The 14,604-nt window shown below is 67.2% G+C and carries 13 protein-coding genes; 4 read left to right on the top strand and 9 right to left on the bottom strand.

Annotated features, from left to right (window positions below):
• Positions 1 to 12 precede the first annotated feature (12 nt).
• From infB to nusA, 3 genes are all read right to left on the bottom strand, one after another.
• Entirely contained in the window at positions 13 to 2,787 is a 2,775-nt protein-coding gene (infB, locus tag CQ040_RS00390; RefSeq protein ID WP_028502857.1) for a translation initiation factor IF-2, read from the bottom strand.
• A gap of 94 nt (positions 2,788 to 2,881) precedes the next feature.
• The gene (locus CQ040_RS00385) at positions 2,882 to 3,136 is read right to left on the bottom strand and encodes a YlxR family protein (RefSeq protein WP_081663123.1); all 255 of its coding nucleotides are present in this window, start codon (positions 3,134 to 3,136) and stop codon (positions 2,882 to 2,884) included.
• Between the two features lie 61 nt (positions 3,137 to 3,197).
• The gene (nusA, locus tag CQ040_RS00380; protein ID WP_028502858.1) at positions 3,198 to 4,181 is read right to left on the bottom strand and encodes a transcription termination factor NusA; all 984 of its coding nucleotides are present in this window, start codon (positions 4,179 to 4,181) and stop codon (positions 3,198 to 3,200) included.
• A 130-nt stretch (positions 4,182 to 4,311) separates the two neighbouring features.
• On the opposite strand from nusA, the gene CQ040_RS00375 reads away from it, so the two are divergent.
• The gene (locus CQ040_RS00375; protein ID WP_105525591.1) at positions 4,312 to 5,667 is read left to right on the top strand and encodes an FAD-dependent oxidoreductase; all 1,356 of its coding nucleotides are present in this window, start codon (positions 4,312 to 4,314) and stop codon (positions 5,665 to 5,667) included.
• Here CQ040_RS00375 and CQ040_RS00370 read toward each other — a convergent pair.
• Positions 5,636 to 6,676: a TIGR00730 family Rossman fold protein gene (locus CQ040_RS00370; protein WP_105525592.1), complete on the bottom strand. Its 1,041-nt coding sequence runs from the start codon at positions 6,674 to 6,676 to the stop codon at positions 5,636 to 5,638. The genes CQ040_RS00375 and CQ040_RS00370 overlap by 32 nt on opposite strands.
• A 127-nt stretch (positions 6,677 to 6,803) precedes the next feature.
• On the opposite strand from CQ040_RS00370, the gene CQ040_RS00365 reads away from it, so the two are divergent.
• Positions 6,804 to 7,307 carry a pyridoxamine 5'-phosphate oxidase family protein gene (locus tag CQ040_RS00365; RefSeq protein WP_105525593.1) on the top strand — a complete coding sequence of 168 codons (504 nt, stop codon included), beginning with the start codon at positions 6,804 to 6,806 and terminating at the stop codon, positions 7,305 to 7,307.
• A gap of 18 nt (positions 7,308 to 7,325) precedes the next feature.
• On the opposite strand, the gene CQ040_RS00360 is transcribed toward CQ040_RS00365, so the two are convergent.
• Entirely contained in the window at positions 7,326 to 9,083 is a 1,758-nt protein-coding gene (locus tag CQ040_RS00360) for a proline--tRNA ligase (protein WP_105525594.1), read from the bottom strand.
• A gap of 41 nt (positions 9,084 to 9,124) precedes the next feature.
• A complete protein-coding gene (locus tag CQ040_RS00355) occupies positions 9,125 to 9,895 on the bottom strand; it encodes an isocitrate lyase/phosphoenolpyruvate mutase family protein (RefSeq protein ID WP_105525595.1) in 771 nt (256 codons plus the stop codon).
• A gap of 80 nt (positions 9,896 to 9,975) precedes the next feature.
• Between CQ040_RS00355 and CQ040_RS00350 the strand changes: the two genes are divergently transcribed.
• Entirely contained in the window at positions 9,976 to 11,391 is a 1,416-nt protein-coding gene (locus CQ040_RS00350; protein WP_105525596.1) for an RNB domain-containing ribonuclease, read from the top strand.
• A gap of 50 nt (positions 11,392 to 11,441) precedes the next feature.
• On the opposite strand, the gene CQ040_RS00345 is transcribed toward CQ040_RS00350, so the two are convergent.
• The 3 genes from CQ040_RS00345 to ispG form a co-directional block, all read right to left on the bottom strand.
• Positions 11,442 to 12,308: a hypothetical protein gene (locus CQ040_RS00345; RefSeq protein WP_105525597.1), complete on the bottom strand. Its 867-nt coding sequence runs from the start codon at positions 12,306 to 12,308 to the stop codon at positions 11,442 to 11,444.
• Between the two features lie 62 nt (positions 12,309 to 12,370).
• A complete protein-coding gene (locus tag CQ040_RS00340; protein WP_105525598.1) occupies positions 12,371 to 12,703 on the bottom strand; it encodes a nuclear transport factor 2 family protein in 333 nt (110 codons plus the stop codon).
• Between the two features lie 16 nt (positions 12,704 to 12,719).
• Positions 12,720 to 13,871, bottom strand: a complete 1,152-nt coding sequence (ispG, locus tag CQ040_RS00335; RefSeq protein ID WP_181156406.1) for a flavodoxin-dependent (E)-4-hydroxy-3-methylbut-2-enyl-diphosphate synthase — start codon at positions 13,869 to 13,871, stop codon at positions 12,720 to 12,722.
• A gap of 60 nt (positions 13,872 to 13,931) precedes the next feature.
• On the opposite strand from ispG, the gene CQ040_RS00330 reads away from it, so the two are divergent.
• Complete coding sequence (locus tag CQ040_RS00330) at positions 13,932 to 14,558, top strand: pyroglutamyl-peptidase I (RefSeq protein ID WP_181156901.1); 627 nt, start codon at positions 13,932 to 13,934, stop codon at positions 14,556 to 14,558.
• Positions 14,559 to 14,604 lie beyond the last annotated feature (46 nt).

Genomic DNA, 14,604 nt, shown 5'->3' with positions numbered 1-14,604 from the left:
GTTTCGAATTGATCAGCCGCGAGGCTTCTCGATGAGCTCGGTCGTCTCGATCTCATCACCGATCTGGATGTCGTTGTACTTTCCGAGACCGATACCGGCCTCGTAATCGGTACGGACCTCGGTGACATCGTCCTTGAAGCGACGCAGCGACTCGATGGCGAGACCATCGGCCAGTACGACGCCGTCGCGGATGACGCGAGCCTTGGCGTTGCGCGTGATCGTTCCCGATCGCACGATGACACCGGCGATGTTGCCGAACTTCGAGGAGCGGAACACCTCACGGATCTCGGCGACGCCCGACTGGACCTCTTCGTACTCCGGCTTGAGCATGCCCTTGAGCGAGCTCTCGACCTCATCGATGGCGTTGTAGATCACCGAGTAGAACCGGATGTCCACGCCTTCACGAGCAGCGCGCTCGCGCGCCTTCGTGTCGGGGCGGACGTTGAAGCCCACGATGATCGCGTTGTCGATCGTCGCCAGGTTCACATCGGACTCGGTGATCGCACCGACACCGCGGTGGATGATGCGCAGCTGCACCGAGTCGTCGACCTCGATCTTGAGGAGCGATTCCTCGAGCGCCTCGACGGCACCGGAGACGTCACCCTTGATGATGAGGTTGAGGGATTCGACCTTGCCCTCCTGGAGAGCACGGGTGAAGTCCTCGAGCGAGATGCGCTTGCGGGCCTTGGCCAGCTGGGCGTTGCGCTCGACGGCTTCGCGCTTCTCAGCGATCTGACGCGCCAGACGGTCTTCTTCTGTGACGAGGAAGACGTCGCCGGCTCGCGGCACCGAGTTGAGTCCCTGCACCTGGACCGGACGCGACGGGTAGGCCTCGAGAACAGCATCGCCGTTCTCGTCGACCATCGCACGCACGCGGCCGTAGGCCGTACCTGCAACGATCGGGTCACCGATCCGGAGCGTTCCGGACTGGATCAGCACCGTCGCGATCGAACCACGGCCCTTGTCGAGCTTCGCCTCGATGGCGACACCACGAGCGGCCTTGTTCGGGTTGGCGGTGAGGTCCAGACCTGCGTCGGCAGTGAGAAGCACGGCGTCCAGGAGTTCCTGGATACCCGTGTTCGCACGAGCGGAGACATCGACGAACATGACGTCGCCACCGAACTCCTCGGCGACCAGACCGTATTCGGTCAGCTGCTGACGAACCTTCGACGGGTTGGCGTCGGGCTTGTCGACCTTGTTCACCGCGACCACGATCGGCACGTTCGCCGCCTGGGCGTGGTTCAGCGCCTCGACCGTCTGCGGCATGATGCCGTCGTCGGCCGCGACCACGAGGATCGCAAGGTCGGTCACCTGCGCACCACGGGCACGCATGGCGGTGAACGCCTCGTGACCCGGGGTGTCGATGAACGTGATGGCGCGCTCGATGCCGTCGTGCTCGGTCCAGACCTGGTACGCACCGATGTGCTGGGTGATGCCACCGGCTTCACCCTCGATGACGTTGGTCTGACGGATCGCGTCGAGGAGACGGGTCTTACCGTGGTCGACGTGACCCATGACGGTGACGACCGGCGGACGGATCTCGAGGTCGTCCTCGTCCTCTTCCTCGAGCTCCTGCTCGAGGTTGAGACCGAAGCCCTCGAGGAGCTCCTTGTCCTCGTCCTCGGGCGAGACCATCTGGATCTTGTAGCCGAGCTCGGCACCGAGGACCTCGAAGGTCGCCTCATCCAGCGACTCGGTGGCCGTGGCCATCTCGCCGAGGTTGAAGAGGATGGTGACGAGGGTTCCCGGCTGGACCGTGTAACCGGTCAGCGTCTCGATCTTGTCGGCGAAGTCCGCGATAGATGCGCCACGGCGCATGCGGATGATCTCTCCGTTGCCGCGGGTGACGTTGACGCCACCGACGACCGGAGCACTCCGCATCTCGAACTCTTGCCGCTTCGCCCGCCGCGACTTGCGCTGCTTGCTCTTGCCGCCGCCCTTGCCGAAGGCACCTGCGGTACCACCGCCGGGACCACGGCCACGACCGCCACCGCCACCGGGACGACCGGCGAAACCGCCGCCACCACCGGGACGAGCACCGGGACCACCTGCACCACCGGGGCCGCCAGCACCACCGGGACGACCGGGGCCGCCTGGACGCTGCTGGAAGGGAGCGCCACCGGGACGACCACCCTGACCGCCGCGCGGGGCGCCGGGACGGGGGGAACCGGGACGGGGCGCACCCGGACGCGGGGCGCCGGGACGCGGCGCCTGCGGGCGCGGGATGTTTCCGGGAGTCGGGCTGGGACGCTGTCCCATGCCCTGCGCCGAGGCGAAGGGGTTGTTGCCCGGACGAGGACCTGCGGGACGCTGCCCCATGCCCTGTGCCGTCGAGAAAGGATTGTTGCCGGGGCGCGGAGCGCCCGGCTTGGGAGCTGAGCCGTCAGCCGGCTTCGCATCAGCCGAAGCCTCTGAGGCCTCTGCTGCGGGAGCCTTCTCGGCCGGTGCGGCCTCGACGGGTGCAGCCTCGACCGGTGCCGGTTCTGCGGGAGCCGGTGCAGGCTTCGGACCCGGCTTGGGTCCGGGAGTCGGTGCCGACGAGCCACCGGGCTTGGGAGCCGAGGTGGTCGACTTCGCAGCGGGCTTCGCTGCGGGCGCTGCCGGAGCCGCGGCCTTCAGTGAGCCGTCTGCTTCGATCGCCGCGCGCAGCTTGCGCGCAACCGGCGGTTCGATGGTGGAAGACGGGCTCTTGACGAACTCGCCGAGTTCCTTGAGCTTTGCAAGTGCGATCTTGCTGTCGACGCCGAGTTCGGCGGCGATCTCATGTACGCGTGGTTTACCAGCCACAATTCTCCTGTCTGAGTTGGTCTACCCAGACAGGGCAGACCACTAGTCGCGGACGGGTCTCATTTCGAGCCGTTCACTTTGTTTCCATAGCTGTTCAGCCTTTGTTTCTTGGTGGGTGCTGTTCGAAGGTCCGTGTGTCCAGCTGAGTGGTCACACGCAGTGCCCGTCCGAATGCGCGACGCCGCAGAGCAGCTTCCATGCATTCAGGTGTCGGATGCACCCACGCGCCACGCCCCGGCAGAACAGCGCGCTCATCGGGGATGAGGGTGTCGTTCTGGTTCACCACCCTGAGAAGAGTGGAGCGGGGAGCACGCGTGCGGCAACCGACGCACGTTCGTACGGGTTCCATCTTACACCTGCGTTTCACCACGCCTTGCCCGCACTCGGGCGCGGCGGAAGGCCGGAGCCGATCAGTCGAGGACGCTGTCCGGCTGGATGTCGATCTTGGCGCCCGTGAGCTTGGCGGCCAGACGCGCGTTCTGGCCCTCCTTGCCGATGGCGAGCGACAGCTGGTAGTCGGGGACCAGGGCGCGCACGGCCTTGGTGTTCGCATCGAGCACGAACGAACTCGTCACCTTCGCCGGCGAGAGCGCATGAGCGACGAACGTCGGGAGGTCGGCGTCGTAGTCCACGATGTCGATCTTCTCGCCCGCGAGCTCTTCGGTCACCGCACGCACACGACGTCCGAGTTCACCGATGCACGCACCCTTCGCATTGATCGACGGGTCGTTGGCCCGCACGGCGATCTTGGTGCGGTGTCCGGCTTCACGAGCAAGAGCGACGATCTCCACGAGTCCGGCTGCGATCTCCGGCACCTCGAGGGCGAAGAGTCGCCGGACGAGCCCTGGATGTGTGCGGGACACCGTGATCTGCGGACCCTTGAGCCCCTTGGCGACGCTGGTGACATACACGCGCAGACGCGCGCCGTGCGTGTACTCCTCACCGGGCACCTGCTCCTCGGGGGGCAGGATCGCCTCGACGACGCCGAGATCGACGTGGATCATGCGCGGGTTCGGACCCTGCTGGATCACACCGGCGACGATGTCGCCCTCTTTGTCCTTGAAATCGCCCAGCACCACGTCGTCCGCGATGTCGCGCAGACGCTGGCTGATGACCTGCTTGGCCGCGAAGGCCGCGATCCGACCGAAGTCGTCGGGTGTGGCATCCTCTTCGCCGATGATCGCGCCCTCGTCGTCCTTGACGACCTGGAGCACGGCGACGTGGCCGGTCTTGCGGTCGAGATCGACGCGGACGCCCTCGGGTGTGACCCCATCCGGGGAGACATGCTTGGAGTACGCGGTCAGGATCGCCTGCTCGATGATGGCGACGAGCTCATCGAAGGGAATCGCCTTCTCCTTCTCGATCCCTCGCAGCAGACTCAGTTCGATGTCCATGACGGCCTCTCTATTCAGCTCTCGTCGCGCCTGTTCGCACGCGCGACATCCGTACCACGATACCCTGTGCCAACCGGCTCCCGCGCGGCGGCAGCGGTGTCGGATCAGGGAGCCGCTCGAGGAGGAGCACGTGAGCACATTCGACACGATCGTGATCGGCGCGGGGATGTCGGGGCTCACGAGCGCCCGGATGCTCGTCGATGCGGGTCAGCGCGTCGTCGTCCTCGAGGGACGCGACCGTATCGGCGGTCGGATGCACACGGACCGGAGCGCCGGATTCCCCGTCGATCTCGGTGCGTCGTGGATCCACGGGATCGAAGGCTCGCCATTGTGGAACCTCGTCCACGCTCTCAGGATTCCCGCGATCGAGTACACGGTCGGCAGCTTCCAGGTCGGTGGCCGTCCGATCGAGAACTTCGACGGCGACGGCAACGCGATGGATACCGCGGCCACCGCTCAGTGGATCGCCGACGTCGACACCGCAGATCGGCTCCTCGTCGAAGAGATCGCCGCGTCCTCCCCCGGCGACACATACCTCGATGTCACCGAGCGGGCGCTGGACCGGTCCGGGATCGAGCCCGAGCGCATCGACGACATCCGTGAGTTCTTCCGCCACCGGGTCGAGGAGCAGTGCGGAGCGTGGATCGGCGATCTCGACGCGCACGGTCTCGACGAGGATGCGATCGACGGCGACGAGGTGATCTTCCCGCGCGGGTACGACGAGCTCCCCCGCCGAATCGGCGCCGAACTCGACATCCGCCTCGGGACAACCGTCACCCGCGTGGTCCGCTCATCCGACGGCGTCATGGTGCACGCGGGCGACACGGAGTACGAGGCAGACCGCGTGATCGTCACCGTGCCCCTCGGCATCCTCAAGGCCGACACGATCGCGTTCGAGCCGGCCCTGCCCGACGCGGTGGCCGGACCCATCTCGCGGCTCGGGATGGGCGTCTTCAACAAGGTGTTCGTGCAGTTCCCCGAGCGCTTCTGGGACGAGGAGAGCTACGTACTGCGCGCGCTCGGCGAAGCCGGTGAGCACTGGCACTCCTGGTACGACGTCTCCGCCGTGAGCGGCATCCCCACGCTGCTGACGTTCGCGGCCGGGCCGTTCGGTCGTCGGATGCAGGAGCTTTCGGACGAAGACATCGTCGCCGACGCCGTCAGCGCGCTGCGCCTGCTCTACCCAGACACCGTGGGCGACCCCATCGCCCACTGGATCACGCGCTGGGGCCACGACCAGTTCTCGAACGGCTCATACTCCCACCTGGCGGTGGGCTCGACCCATCACGACCACGACGCCCTCGCAGGGCCCGTAGACGGGGTGCTGCACTTCGCGGGTGAGGCCACCTGGGGCGATGAGCCCGCGACCGTCGGCGCCGCCTTCTACTCCGGGCGTCGGGCCGCCGAGCGCATCCTCGATCGTCCGGTCGACCTGGACGACTTCGCGTCGCGCATCATCGAGCGGGAGCGGACCCCAGCGCGTTGATCGCGCCGATCAGACGGAAGAGGTTCCCGACCTGACGCTGATCCAGGTGCAGGATCAGGCGTGGTAGATCCAGTACGTCGTCATCGGCGACCTCGGCCTGTCGCGGGGCGGTCCGCTCGATCCGCCCCGAAGAGAGCATCGGGGCGAACTGCTCGTTGAGCGCTTCGATCTCGGCATCCGTCGGCTCGGCCTTGAGTCGCAGCACCAGTGCGTCGCCGACCCACCGCAGCGAGTCGTAGTTGTGCCAGAATCCGGTGATCTCCGCCCTGGCGGCCTCGATGGAATCCGTGATCACCACGCGATCGAAGTCGCCCACCGAGATGACGCCGGTCGGGGCGAGGTGGTCGTCGATGAAGCTGCGGAGCCCCTGCCAGAAGGTTCCCCCCGGCTGATCGAGCAGAACGATCGGCGTCGGCTCCGCCTTTCCGGTCTGCTGCAGCGTGAGCAGCTCGAACATCTCGTCCAGGGTGCCGAATCCACCCGGCAGGCAGATGAAGCCGAGCGACTCCTTGATGAGCATCAGCTTGCGCGTGAAGAAGTACTTCATCGCCACGACGTGGTCTTGCCCTGCCACGAAACCGTTCGGCTTCTCCTCGAAGGGGAGCCGGATCGATACGCCGAGCGAGAGAGCGGGCCCTGCACCCTCCGAGGCCGCCTGCATGATCCCTGGACCCGCACCCGTCACGACCATCCAGCCGTCGCCGGCCAACGCTGCCGCGACGTCGCGGGCGGTGAGATAGAGCGGATCGTCCTGTCTGGTGCGCGCTGATCCGAAGACCGTCACCTTGGGAACCCCGCGGAACGGCGCGAACAGGCGGAACGCGTCACGCATCTCGGCCAGCGCCGCTGACGCGATCTTCAGGTCGAGACGATCGGCACCATCCTCGCCCAGCAGGATCGCGGTGCGCAGCATCCGCATCACCAGCCGCCGGTCGGTGTGCACTCCCGCATCGTCGAGGACGGCGTTGATCTCGGAGCTGAGGGACTCAGGCAGTGATTCGTCGATCATGAGACCAGCGTGTCATGCGCCGCAGCCACAACGCTCCGCAACGCCGAGCCTCTCGTCGACATGAGCACGGAGCAGCCGCAGTGTCAACGCCCGTGCTCTCGCTCGCGCTGCACGTCAGGCTGACATCATGACCGAGATCACAGGACCCGAATCCCTCGCCCGCGTCGCCGAGCTCGTGGAGGACATCGACATCGCGATGCTCACGACCACCGACGATGACGGCAACCTCGTGAGTCGACCGATGTCGACCAGGCAGATGGACGAAGCCGGAGACATCTGGTTCTTCACCGCCGAGGACACGGAGAAGGTCGAGGAGGCACAACGGCATCACGACGTCGGCCTGGCATACTGCGACGCCAAGGGGATGCGGTACGTATCCGTCGCCGGCACCGCAGTGCTCGTGCACGACCGAGCCAAGATGGAAGAGCTCTACTCGCCCTCGCTGGAGATCTGGTTCGCTGACGGCCTGGACACCCCCGGCATCGCCCTGCTCAAGGTGACGCCGAAGGTGACGGAGTTCTGGGAGCCGGCAAAGGGGAAGCTCGCGCTGGCGGCGGGCGCACTCAAGGCGCTGGTCACCCGCGACACTCCTGATGACGACACCATGAACCACGGCCGCATCGTCTGCTGACGACGCGGCCGTGGTTGCTCAGCGGCGCGAGAGCCGGCTCACGACCTCGTCGACCGACACGGTGTCACGCTCGCCTGTGGCACGATCCCACAGTTCGAGCTGTCCTTCGGCGGCACCGCGGCCGACGATGACGATCTTCGGCACGCCGACGAGCTCGGCGTCGCCGAACTTCACGCCGGGCGATACCTTGGGGCGGTCGTCGTAGAGCACGTCGAGACCAGCGGCTTCGAGCTGCGCGGACAGCGTCGTCGCGACGTCGAACGCCACCTGATCGCGACCGGCTGCGACGACCTGCACGTCGAACGGTGCGACGGATGCCGGCCAGATGAGACCCTTGTCGTCGTTGTTGAGCTCGGCGATGATCGCCAGGATGCGGGTCACGCCGATGCCATACGAGCCCATCGTGACGGTGACGAGCTTGCCGTTCTCGTTCAGCACCTTCAGCCCGAGGGCCTCGGCGTATTTGCGACCGAGCTGGAAGACGTGTCCGATCTCCATGCCGCGCGCGAGCTCGACAGGGCCCGAGCCGTCGGGGGCGGGGTCGCCCGCACGAACGTTCGCGATCTCCACGACGCCGTCGGCCTCGAAGTCGCGCCCGGCGACGACCGAGTGCGCGTGCTTCTGGTCGATGTTGGCGCCGGTGATCCAGCTCGTGCCCTCGCTGACACGCGGGTCGACCAGGTAGCGGATGCCGGTGGCGGACTCTTCACCCAGAACGGCTCCGGTGGGCGACCAGGGACCGATGTAGCCCTTGACCAGCAGCGGGTTGTTCTCGAAGTCGTCTGCCGTTGCGGTCTCGACCTCGGCGGGCGCGAAGGCGACCTCCGCGCGCTTCTCGTCGACCTCGCGGTCACCGGGAACACCCACGATGACCAGCTCGCGGGTTCCGTCGAGGTGGGTGAGCGCCAGAACGACGTTCTTGAGCGTGTCTGCCGCCGTGTACTCGCCGCCGAGCTCGCGGTTCGCATGCGCGACGAGAGTCTCGATGGTGGGAGTGTCCGGGGAGTCGAAGATCACGGGAGACGCGTCCGCGTCGAAGGCGATGGCATCGGGAACCGCCGTCGTGAACGCCTCGACGTTGGCCGCGTAGCCACCGGCACTGCGCACGAACGTGTCTTCGCCGACGGGTGTCGGGTGCAGGAACTCCTCACTGCGTGAGCCCCCCATCGCGCCGGCGTCCGCCTGGACGATGACGTACTCGAGGCCGAGACGCTGGAAGATCCGCTCATACGCGTCACGCTGCGCCTGGTAGCTCACATCGAGCCCCTCGTCGGAGGAGTCGAACGAGTAGGCATCCTTCATCGTGAACTCACGTCCGCGGAGCAGGCCAGCGCGCGGACGGGCCTCGTCGCGGTACTTGTCCTGGATCTGGTAGATCGTGAGAGGCAGGTCCTTGTACGACGAGTACAGGTCTTTCACGAGCAGCGTGAAGGCCTCTTCGTGCGTGGGGGCCAGGAGATAGTCGCCACCCTTGCGGTCCTGCAGACGGAACAGCAGATCGCCGTACTCGTCCCACCGACCGCTCGCTTCGTAGGCCTCGCGAGGCATGAGAGCCGGGAAGTGCACCTCTTGCGCGCCCGCTGCGGCCATCTCTTCGCGGACGGCGGTCTCGATCTTCGCCTTGACGCGCAGACCGAGTGGCAGCCACGCGAAGATGCCGGCGGCCTGCGGTCGGATGTACCCGGCCCGGATCAGCAGCTTGTGACTGGCGACCTCTGCACCTGCAGGGTCTTCACGGAGTGTGCGGAGGAAGAAGTTCGATAGACGAGTGACCACGGAGCAAGTCTAGTGAGCCGCGGTCACTCGTCTTCGCGGTCTCAGTTGAGCGCCGGAAGGTTGGCCGGCATGACGCCGCCGGCGTAGAGATCTGCCGCGAGCTCCTGCAGCGCTGTCAGGGCCGCACGCTGCGGAAGCGGGCCGTAGGAGATGCGGGCGACGCCGAGCTTCTCGTACTCGGAGGCGGCGAGTGCGCCGGGGAGTCCGATCACACTGACCTTGCGCTCACCGATTCCCTCGACGAGCTGACGGGTGACGTTCATATCGAGGATGCCTGGTACGAAGATCGCGGTCGCTCCGGCGTCGAGGTAGGCACGGCCGCGCTGGATGGCATCGGCGATGCTCTCGGCGACGGGGCGCGATCCGCCGCGCACGAAGGCGTCGGTGCGAGCGTTGAGGGCGAAGGGAACGCCCTCCGCCTCTGCGGCTTTCACGATCGCCTCGACGGCGGTGATGGATTCGTCGAGCGGCTTGAGCCGATCCTCGACGTTCGCACCGACGACACCTGCGGCGATGGCGAGGCGGGTGGTCTCCCCCGCGTCTCCGTATCCGTCGTCGAGGTCGGCGCTGACGGGCACCTGCACGGCCGCGGCGATGCGCCCGACCATGTCGATCATGATGTCGCGAGGGGTGGCGCCGTCGTCGTACCCGAACGATGCGGCGATGCCGTGTCCGGCCGTGGCGATCGCTTTCGTCTCGGGGAGGGCGGCGACCGCCCGTGCGGAGACGACGTCCCACACATTCACGACGCGGAGGATCTCCGGCGCGTCATAGAGTCCGACAAGGGTCTGTGCCTTGGCTGCAGTGGTCATGACTCCACGCTAACGCGGGATGACATGCGCTGGGCCGGTTCGGCATGCTCGGGGCGAGTTCTCCCGCCTAGTGTGGAGCCATGCCTCAGCGCCGATCTCACGTCGCCCCATCCGCCGCTCAGACCGAACTGGCCTCGGCGCTGGCTGCCCTGCGAGAGTCGTCGGAGGCGCCGATCGACTTCCCGGCCGACGTCATCGCCGAGGCGGAAGCGTCGGCTGCGACCGTGCCGGCGCTCGACCTTCGTGACCTCCCTTTCGCGACCCTGGACCCGGAGGGGTCCCGTGACCTCGATCAGGCGTTCCACCTGGAGCGCGCGGGGACCGGCTACACGGTGCGTTACGCGATCGCCGATGTTCCGGGTTTCGTCTTACCCGGCGGGGCGGTGGATACCGAAGCCCGACGCCGTGGGCAGACGCTGTACGCGGCTGACGGCACGATCCCCCTGCATCCGCGTGTCCTGAGCGAGGACCGCGCCTCGCTGCTCGCCGATGTCGACCGGCCAGCACTGGTGTGGACCTTCTCGCTCGACTCCGCCGGCGTCGTCGCGGAGTTCCGCCTGGAGCGCGCGCTCATCCGCTCGCGCGCGCAGCTCGACTACGAGACGACACAGCGATCGCTCGATCGCGGCGAGGACGGCCCCGCCGCGCTGCTGCCCGAGATCGGCGCCCTGCGCATGGAACAGGAGCGTCTACGCGGAGGGGCGAGCCTGAATCTCCCGGATGAGGAGGTCGTGCGCGCCGAGGACGGCACCTACGCGATCGAGCGCCGAAGCCCGCTTCCGGTCGAGGAGTGGAACGCCCAGCTCTCGCTCATGACGGGAATGGCGGCCGCATCTCTGATGCTCGATGCCGGAGTGGGAATCCTGCGAACGATGCCGGAGCCCGACGACGCCGCCTTCGCGGCGTTCCGGCATCAGACCGAGGCCCTCGGACGCCCCTGGACGACCGGGACGTACGGCGAGTACCTGCGCGGCCTCGACCGCGCCGATCCGATGTCGCTCCCCGTGCTCGAAGCCGCGGCAACCCTGTTCCGCGGGGCGGGTTATCTGGTGTTCGACGGCGAGGCTCCGCACGATGCCGTGCAGGCCGCCATCGCCGCGCCCTACGCTCACGCGACCGCTCCCCTGCGCCGATTGGTCGATCGCTGGGTCCTCGCCATCTGCCTCGCTGCGTCGAACGGCGATCCGGCACCTGAGTGGGCACGTGCGTCGCTCAGCGAGCTGCCGTCCCTCATGCAGGAGTCCGGTCAGCGCGCCTCCCGGTTGAACTCGGCGACGGTGAACTGCGTCGAAGCCGCGCTCCTCACGCCCTTGATCGGCACCACGATCGACGCGACCGTGATCGAGCTGCGCGGAGAGCGTGCGGCGGTGCAGATCGCCGATCCCGCGGTGACCGCGACCGCACCGATACCCGCGGGCGCGAAGCCAGGCGACGTCGTGCGCCTGCGCGTGATCCGGGCAGACATCGCCAAGGGCGAGGTCGAGTTCTCACTCTGAGCGGCTCGTCAGCTGGAGTCCCGAAGCCGGGTCGAACCCGTACGTCGCAGTCACCCCACAGGCGTCGCGACGGTCGTCATCACCAGGAGCTGAGGATCGCTCAGGTCCAGCGCCACCGTGATCGATGCGAACTCGGCGAGGGACTCGACGTGGGTTCCACCGCACAGGATCACGGCTTCCCCCTCCGGGAGTGCGCAATGCCAGCGTCGGCGATCCACGATCGTCGGCCCCTCCGTCTCGATGCTGCTGCGGGCACCGGAGGCGACCCAGGCCGCGAGCTGCTCGTTGACCTTTGCCTCACGATCGGCGAGTGTCGCAGCGAACGTCTCGGTGTCGAAGCCCGCCCTGCGCAGACTCTTGCCGAGCCGATACTCATCGACGGCGCCGTCCTCGTGGATACGGCTGGACTGATTCGCACGGGCTTCGAAGTCGGGGTTTCCGAGTGCGTCTTCGCCCGGCTCCTTGCGCCACAGATCGGCGAGAGCCAGATCGAGGGCAAGAGATGCGACGTGGCACGCGGTGTGGCCGCGGCTGAGACCAGCACGACGCGCGCCGTCGACCGAGAGAGTCACTCGTGCGCCCTCGGCGAGAGACGCCGGGGCGGCCCCCTCGATCCGGTGTCCGACGAGCCAGGTCCATCCCTCGGCTCCGCGCTTCACGGGGATGTCGCTCCCGACGGCTAATTCGCCCCCGTCCGAGACAGCGGCCATCACGGCCTCCGTCACCTGGACGGTGTCGTCCCCGACGCTGATGATCCCGCCGTCGCCCGGCTGATCGGGCCAGGTGTGGTCGACAGGGTGGAAGGGCGTGGAGTCGACGACGACCACGGTCCCTTCAGGACCGGTCTGCACGCGAGTCACGAGGGCGTCTCCGGTGACAGCCCCTCCCGCGAAGGTCACGATTGTGGGCGTCGACATAGGGCTCCTCGGATTCGACGGTGGCGCGGTCGGTCTGCTGGTGCGGAGGTCGGTCCGCTGCGTCAGTGCGACGGCGGGATGGTGAAGCTGGCGAGCTTGTCGCCCGCGACGACGAAGATGCCGTCTGATTCGCCGTTGAAGACGCGGCTCGACCACCCGAAACGGATGCGCGTGGTGTCTCCCTCGGTCGCGGCCGAGAGCACGGTCATCTGCGCACCGGCACCGATCGCGTCGCTGCCCGCCCAGCTGCGGATGCCTGTGGGACCCGCCTTGACCGTCCCCCAGTCACTGACGAACCCGTCATCGGTGAAGGCGGCGACGAATGCGTCGGTATCGGCCGCGTTGATCGCGTCGACCATCGCCTGGACGGGAGCGGGCACGGTGGTATCGGACATCTCGTTCTCCTCCGGTTCAGACCGTGACGACCTGTGCGGTGCCGAGCGGCGCTTCCGGCCCCATCTCAGCGGCGATCCTGTTGGCCTCTTCGATCAGGGTCGCGACGATGTCCGCCTCGGGCACGGTCTTGATGACCTCGCCCTTCACGAAGATCTGCCCCTTGCCGTTGCCGGACGCAACGCCGAGGTCGGCTTCGCGGGCTTCGCCTGGGCCGTTCACGACACAGCCCATGACGGCCACGCGCAGCGGCACCGTCATGTCCTTGAGACCCTCGGTGACGTCTTCAGCGAGCGTGTACACGTCGACCTGGGCGCGACCGCATGACGGGCACGAGACGATCTCGAGCTTGCGCTCGCGAAGGTTGAGCGACTGCAGGATCTGGTGGCCGACCTTGACCTCTTCGGCCGGCGGTGCGGAAAGCGAGACACGGATCGTGTCGCCGATGCCCTCGCCCAGCAGGATGCCGAAGGCCGTGGCGCTCTTGATCGTGCCCTGGAACGCGGGCCCCGCCTCGGTCACGCCGAGGTGCAGCGGCCAGTCGCCCCGCTCGGCGAGCTGGCGATAGGCCTTGACCATCACGATGGGGTCGTTGTGCTTGACGGAGATCTTGAAGTCGTGGAAGTCATGCTCCTCGAATAGCGACGCCTCCCAGACGGCGCTCTCGACCAGCGCCTCGGCCGTCGCCTTGCCGTACTTGGTGAGGATGCGACGATCCAGCGAGCCCGCGTTGACGCCGATGCGCAGGGAGACACCGGCGGCCTTGGCAGCTTCGGCGATCTTGCCGACGTTGCCGTCGAACTCACGGATATTGCCGGGGTTCACGCGAACCGCCCCACATCCCGCATCGATCGCGGTGTAGATGTAGCGCGGCTGGAAGTGGATGTCAGCGATGACCGGGATCTGGCTCTTCATCGCGATGATCTTGAGGGCATCGGCATCGTCCTGATGCGGCACCGCGACACGCACGATCTCGCAGCCCGACGCCGTGAGTTCGGCGATCTGCTGCAACGTGCCGTTGATGTCGGTCGTCTTCGTCGTCGTCATCGACTGCACGCTGACGGGAGCGTCTCCGCCCACGAGCACCTTGCCCACCTTGATCTGGCGAGTCTTGCGGCGCGGGGCGAGGACTTCCGGGATCTTCGGCATTCCGAGGTTCACTGCTGGCACCCTCCAAGCCTACGCCGCCAGGATGCATGAGGGCTGGATGGCCGCACCTACGCTGGGAGCATGGCGGTCATCCTTCTCACCGGATTCGAGCCGTTCGACGGCGCCGAGCGCAATCCTTCCGCGGAGGCGGTGGCTGCCGCAGCTGCTCGCCATACCGGCCCGCACGACCTTCGTGTCGCGACCCTGCCGGTGTCTTTCGCCGGTGCCGCGGATCGACTGCGGCTCGAGATCGCGCAGCATCGCCCCGACGCCGTGATCTGCGCCGGCCTTGCAGGAGGCAGCGATCGTGTCGCCATCGAGCGCATCGGAGTCAATCTGATGGATGCGCGCATTCCCGACAACGACGGAATGCAGCCCATAGACGAACCCAGTGAGCCGGGCGGGCCCGCAGCGCGGTTCGCGACCCTGCCCGTCAAGAGGCTCGTGCGCGTGCTGACCGACGCTGCGATCCCCGCGAGGTCTTCGCTCTCCGCGGGCTCCTACGTGTGCAACCACGTGCTCTACACCGCTCTCGCCGCTGTCGACTACGGAGTCCGCGCCGGGTTCGTGCACCTCCCCTGGTCTCGCAGCAGCGCTCCCGCGGGAGCAGCGCACCTCGACGACGACACCCTCACGCAGGCTCTCGCGCTCGTCGTAGATCACTGTCTCGATGATGAAGACCGCGAGACCGGCGGGAGCATCTGGTGATGTCACCGCGCTCAGCACCCCACCCTCGATGTGGTAGTTTCGGCCC

Origin of the sequence: Microbacterium sp. MYb54 (assembly GCF_002979515.1) — a bacterium.
Lineage (GTDB): Bacteria > Actinomycetota > Actinomycetes > Actinomycetales > Microbacteriaceae > Microbacterium.
The sequence above is the reverse complement of the archived record's forward strand: the minus strand, read 5'-3'. Positions and strand labels throughout refer to the sequence as shown.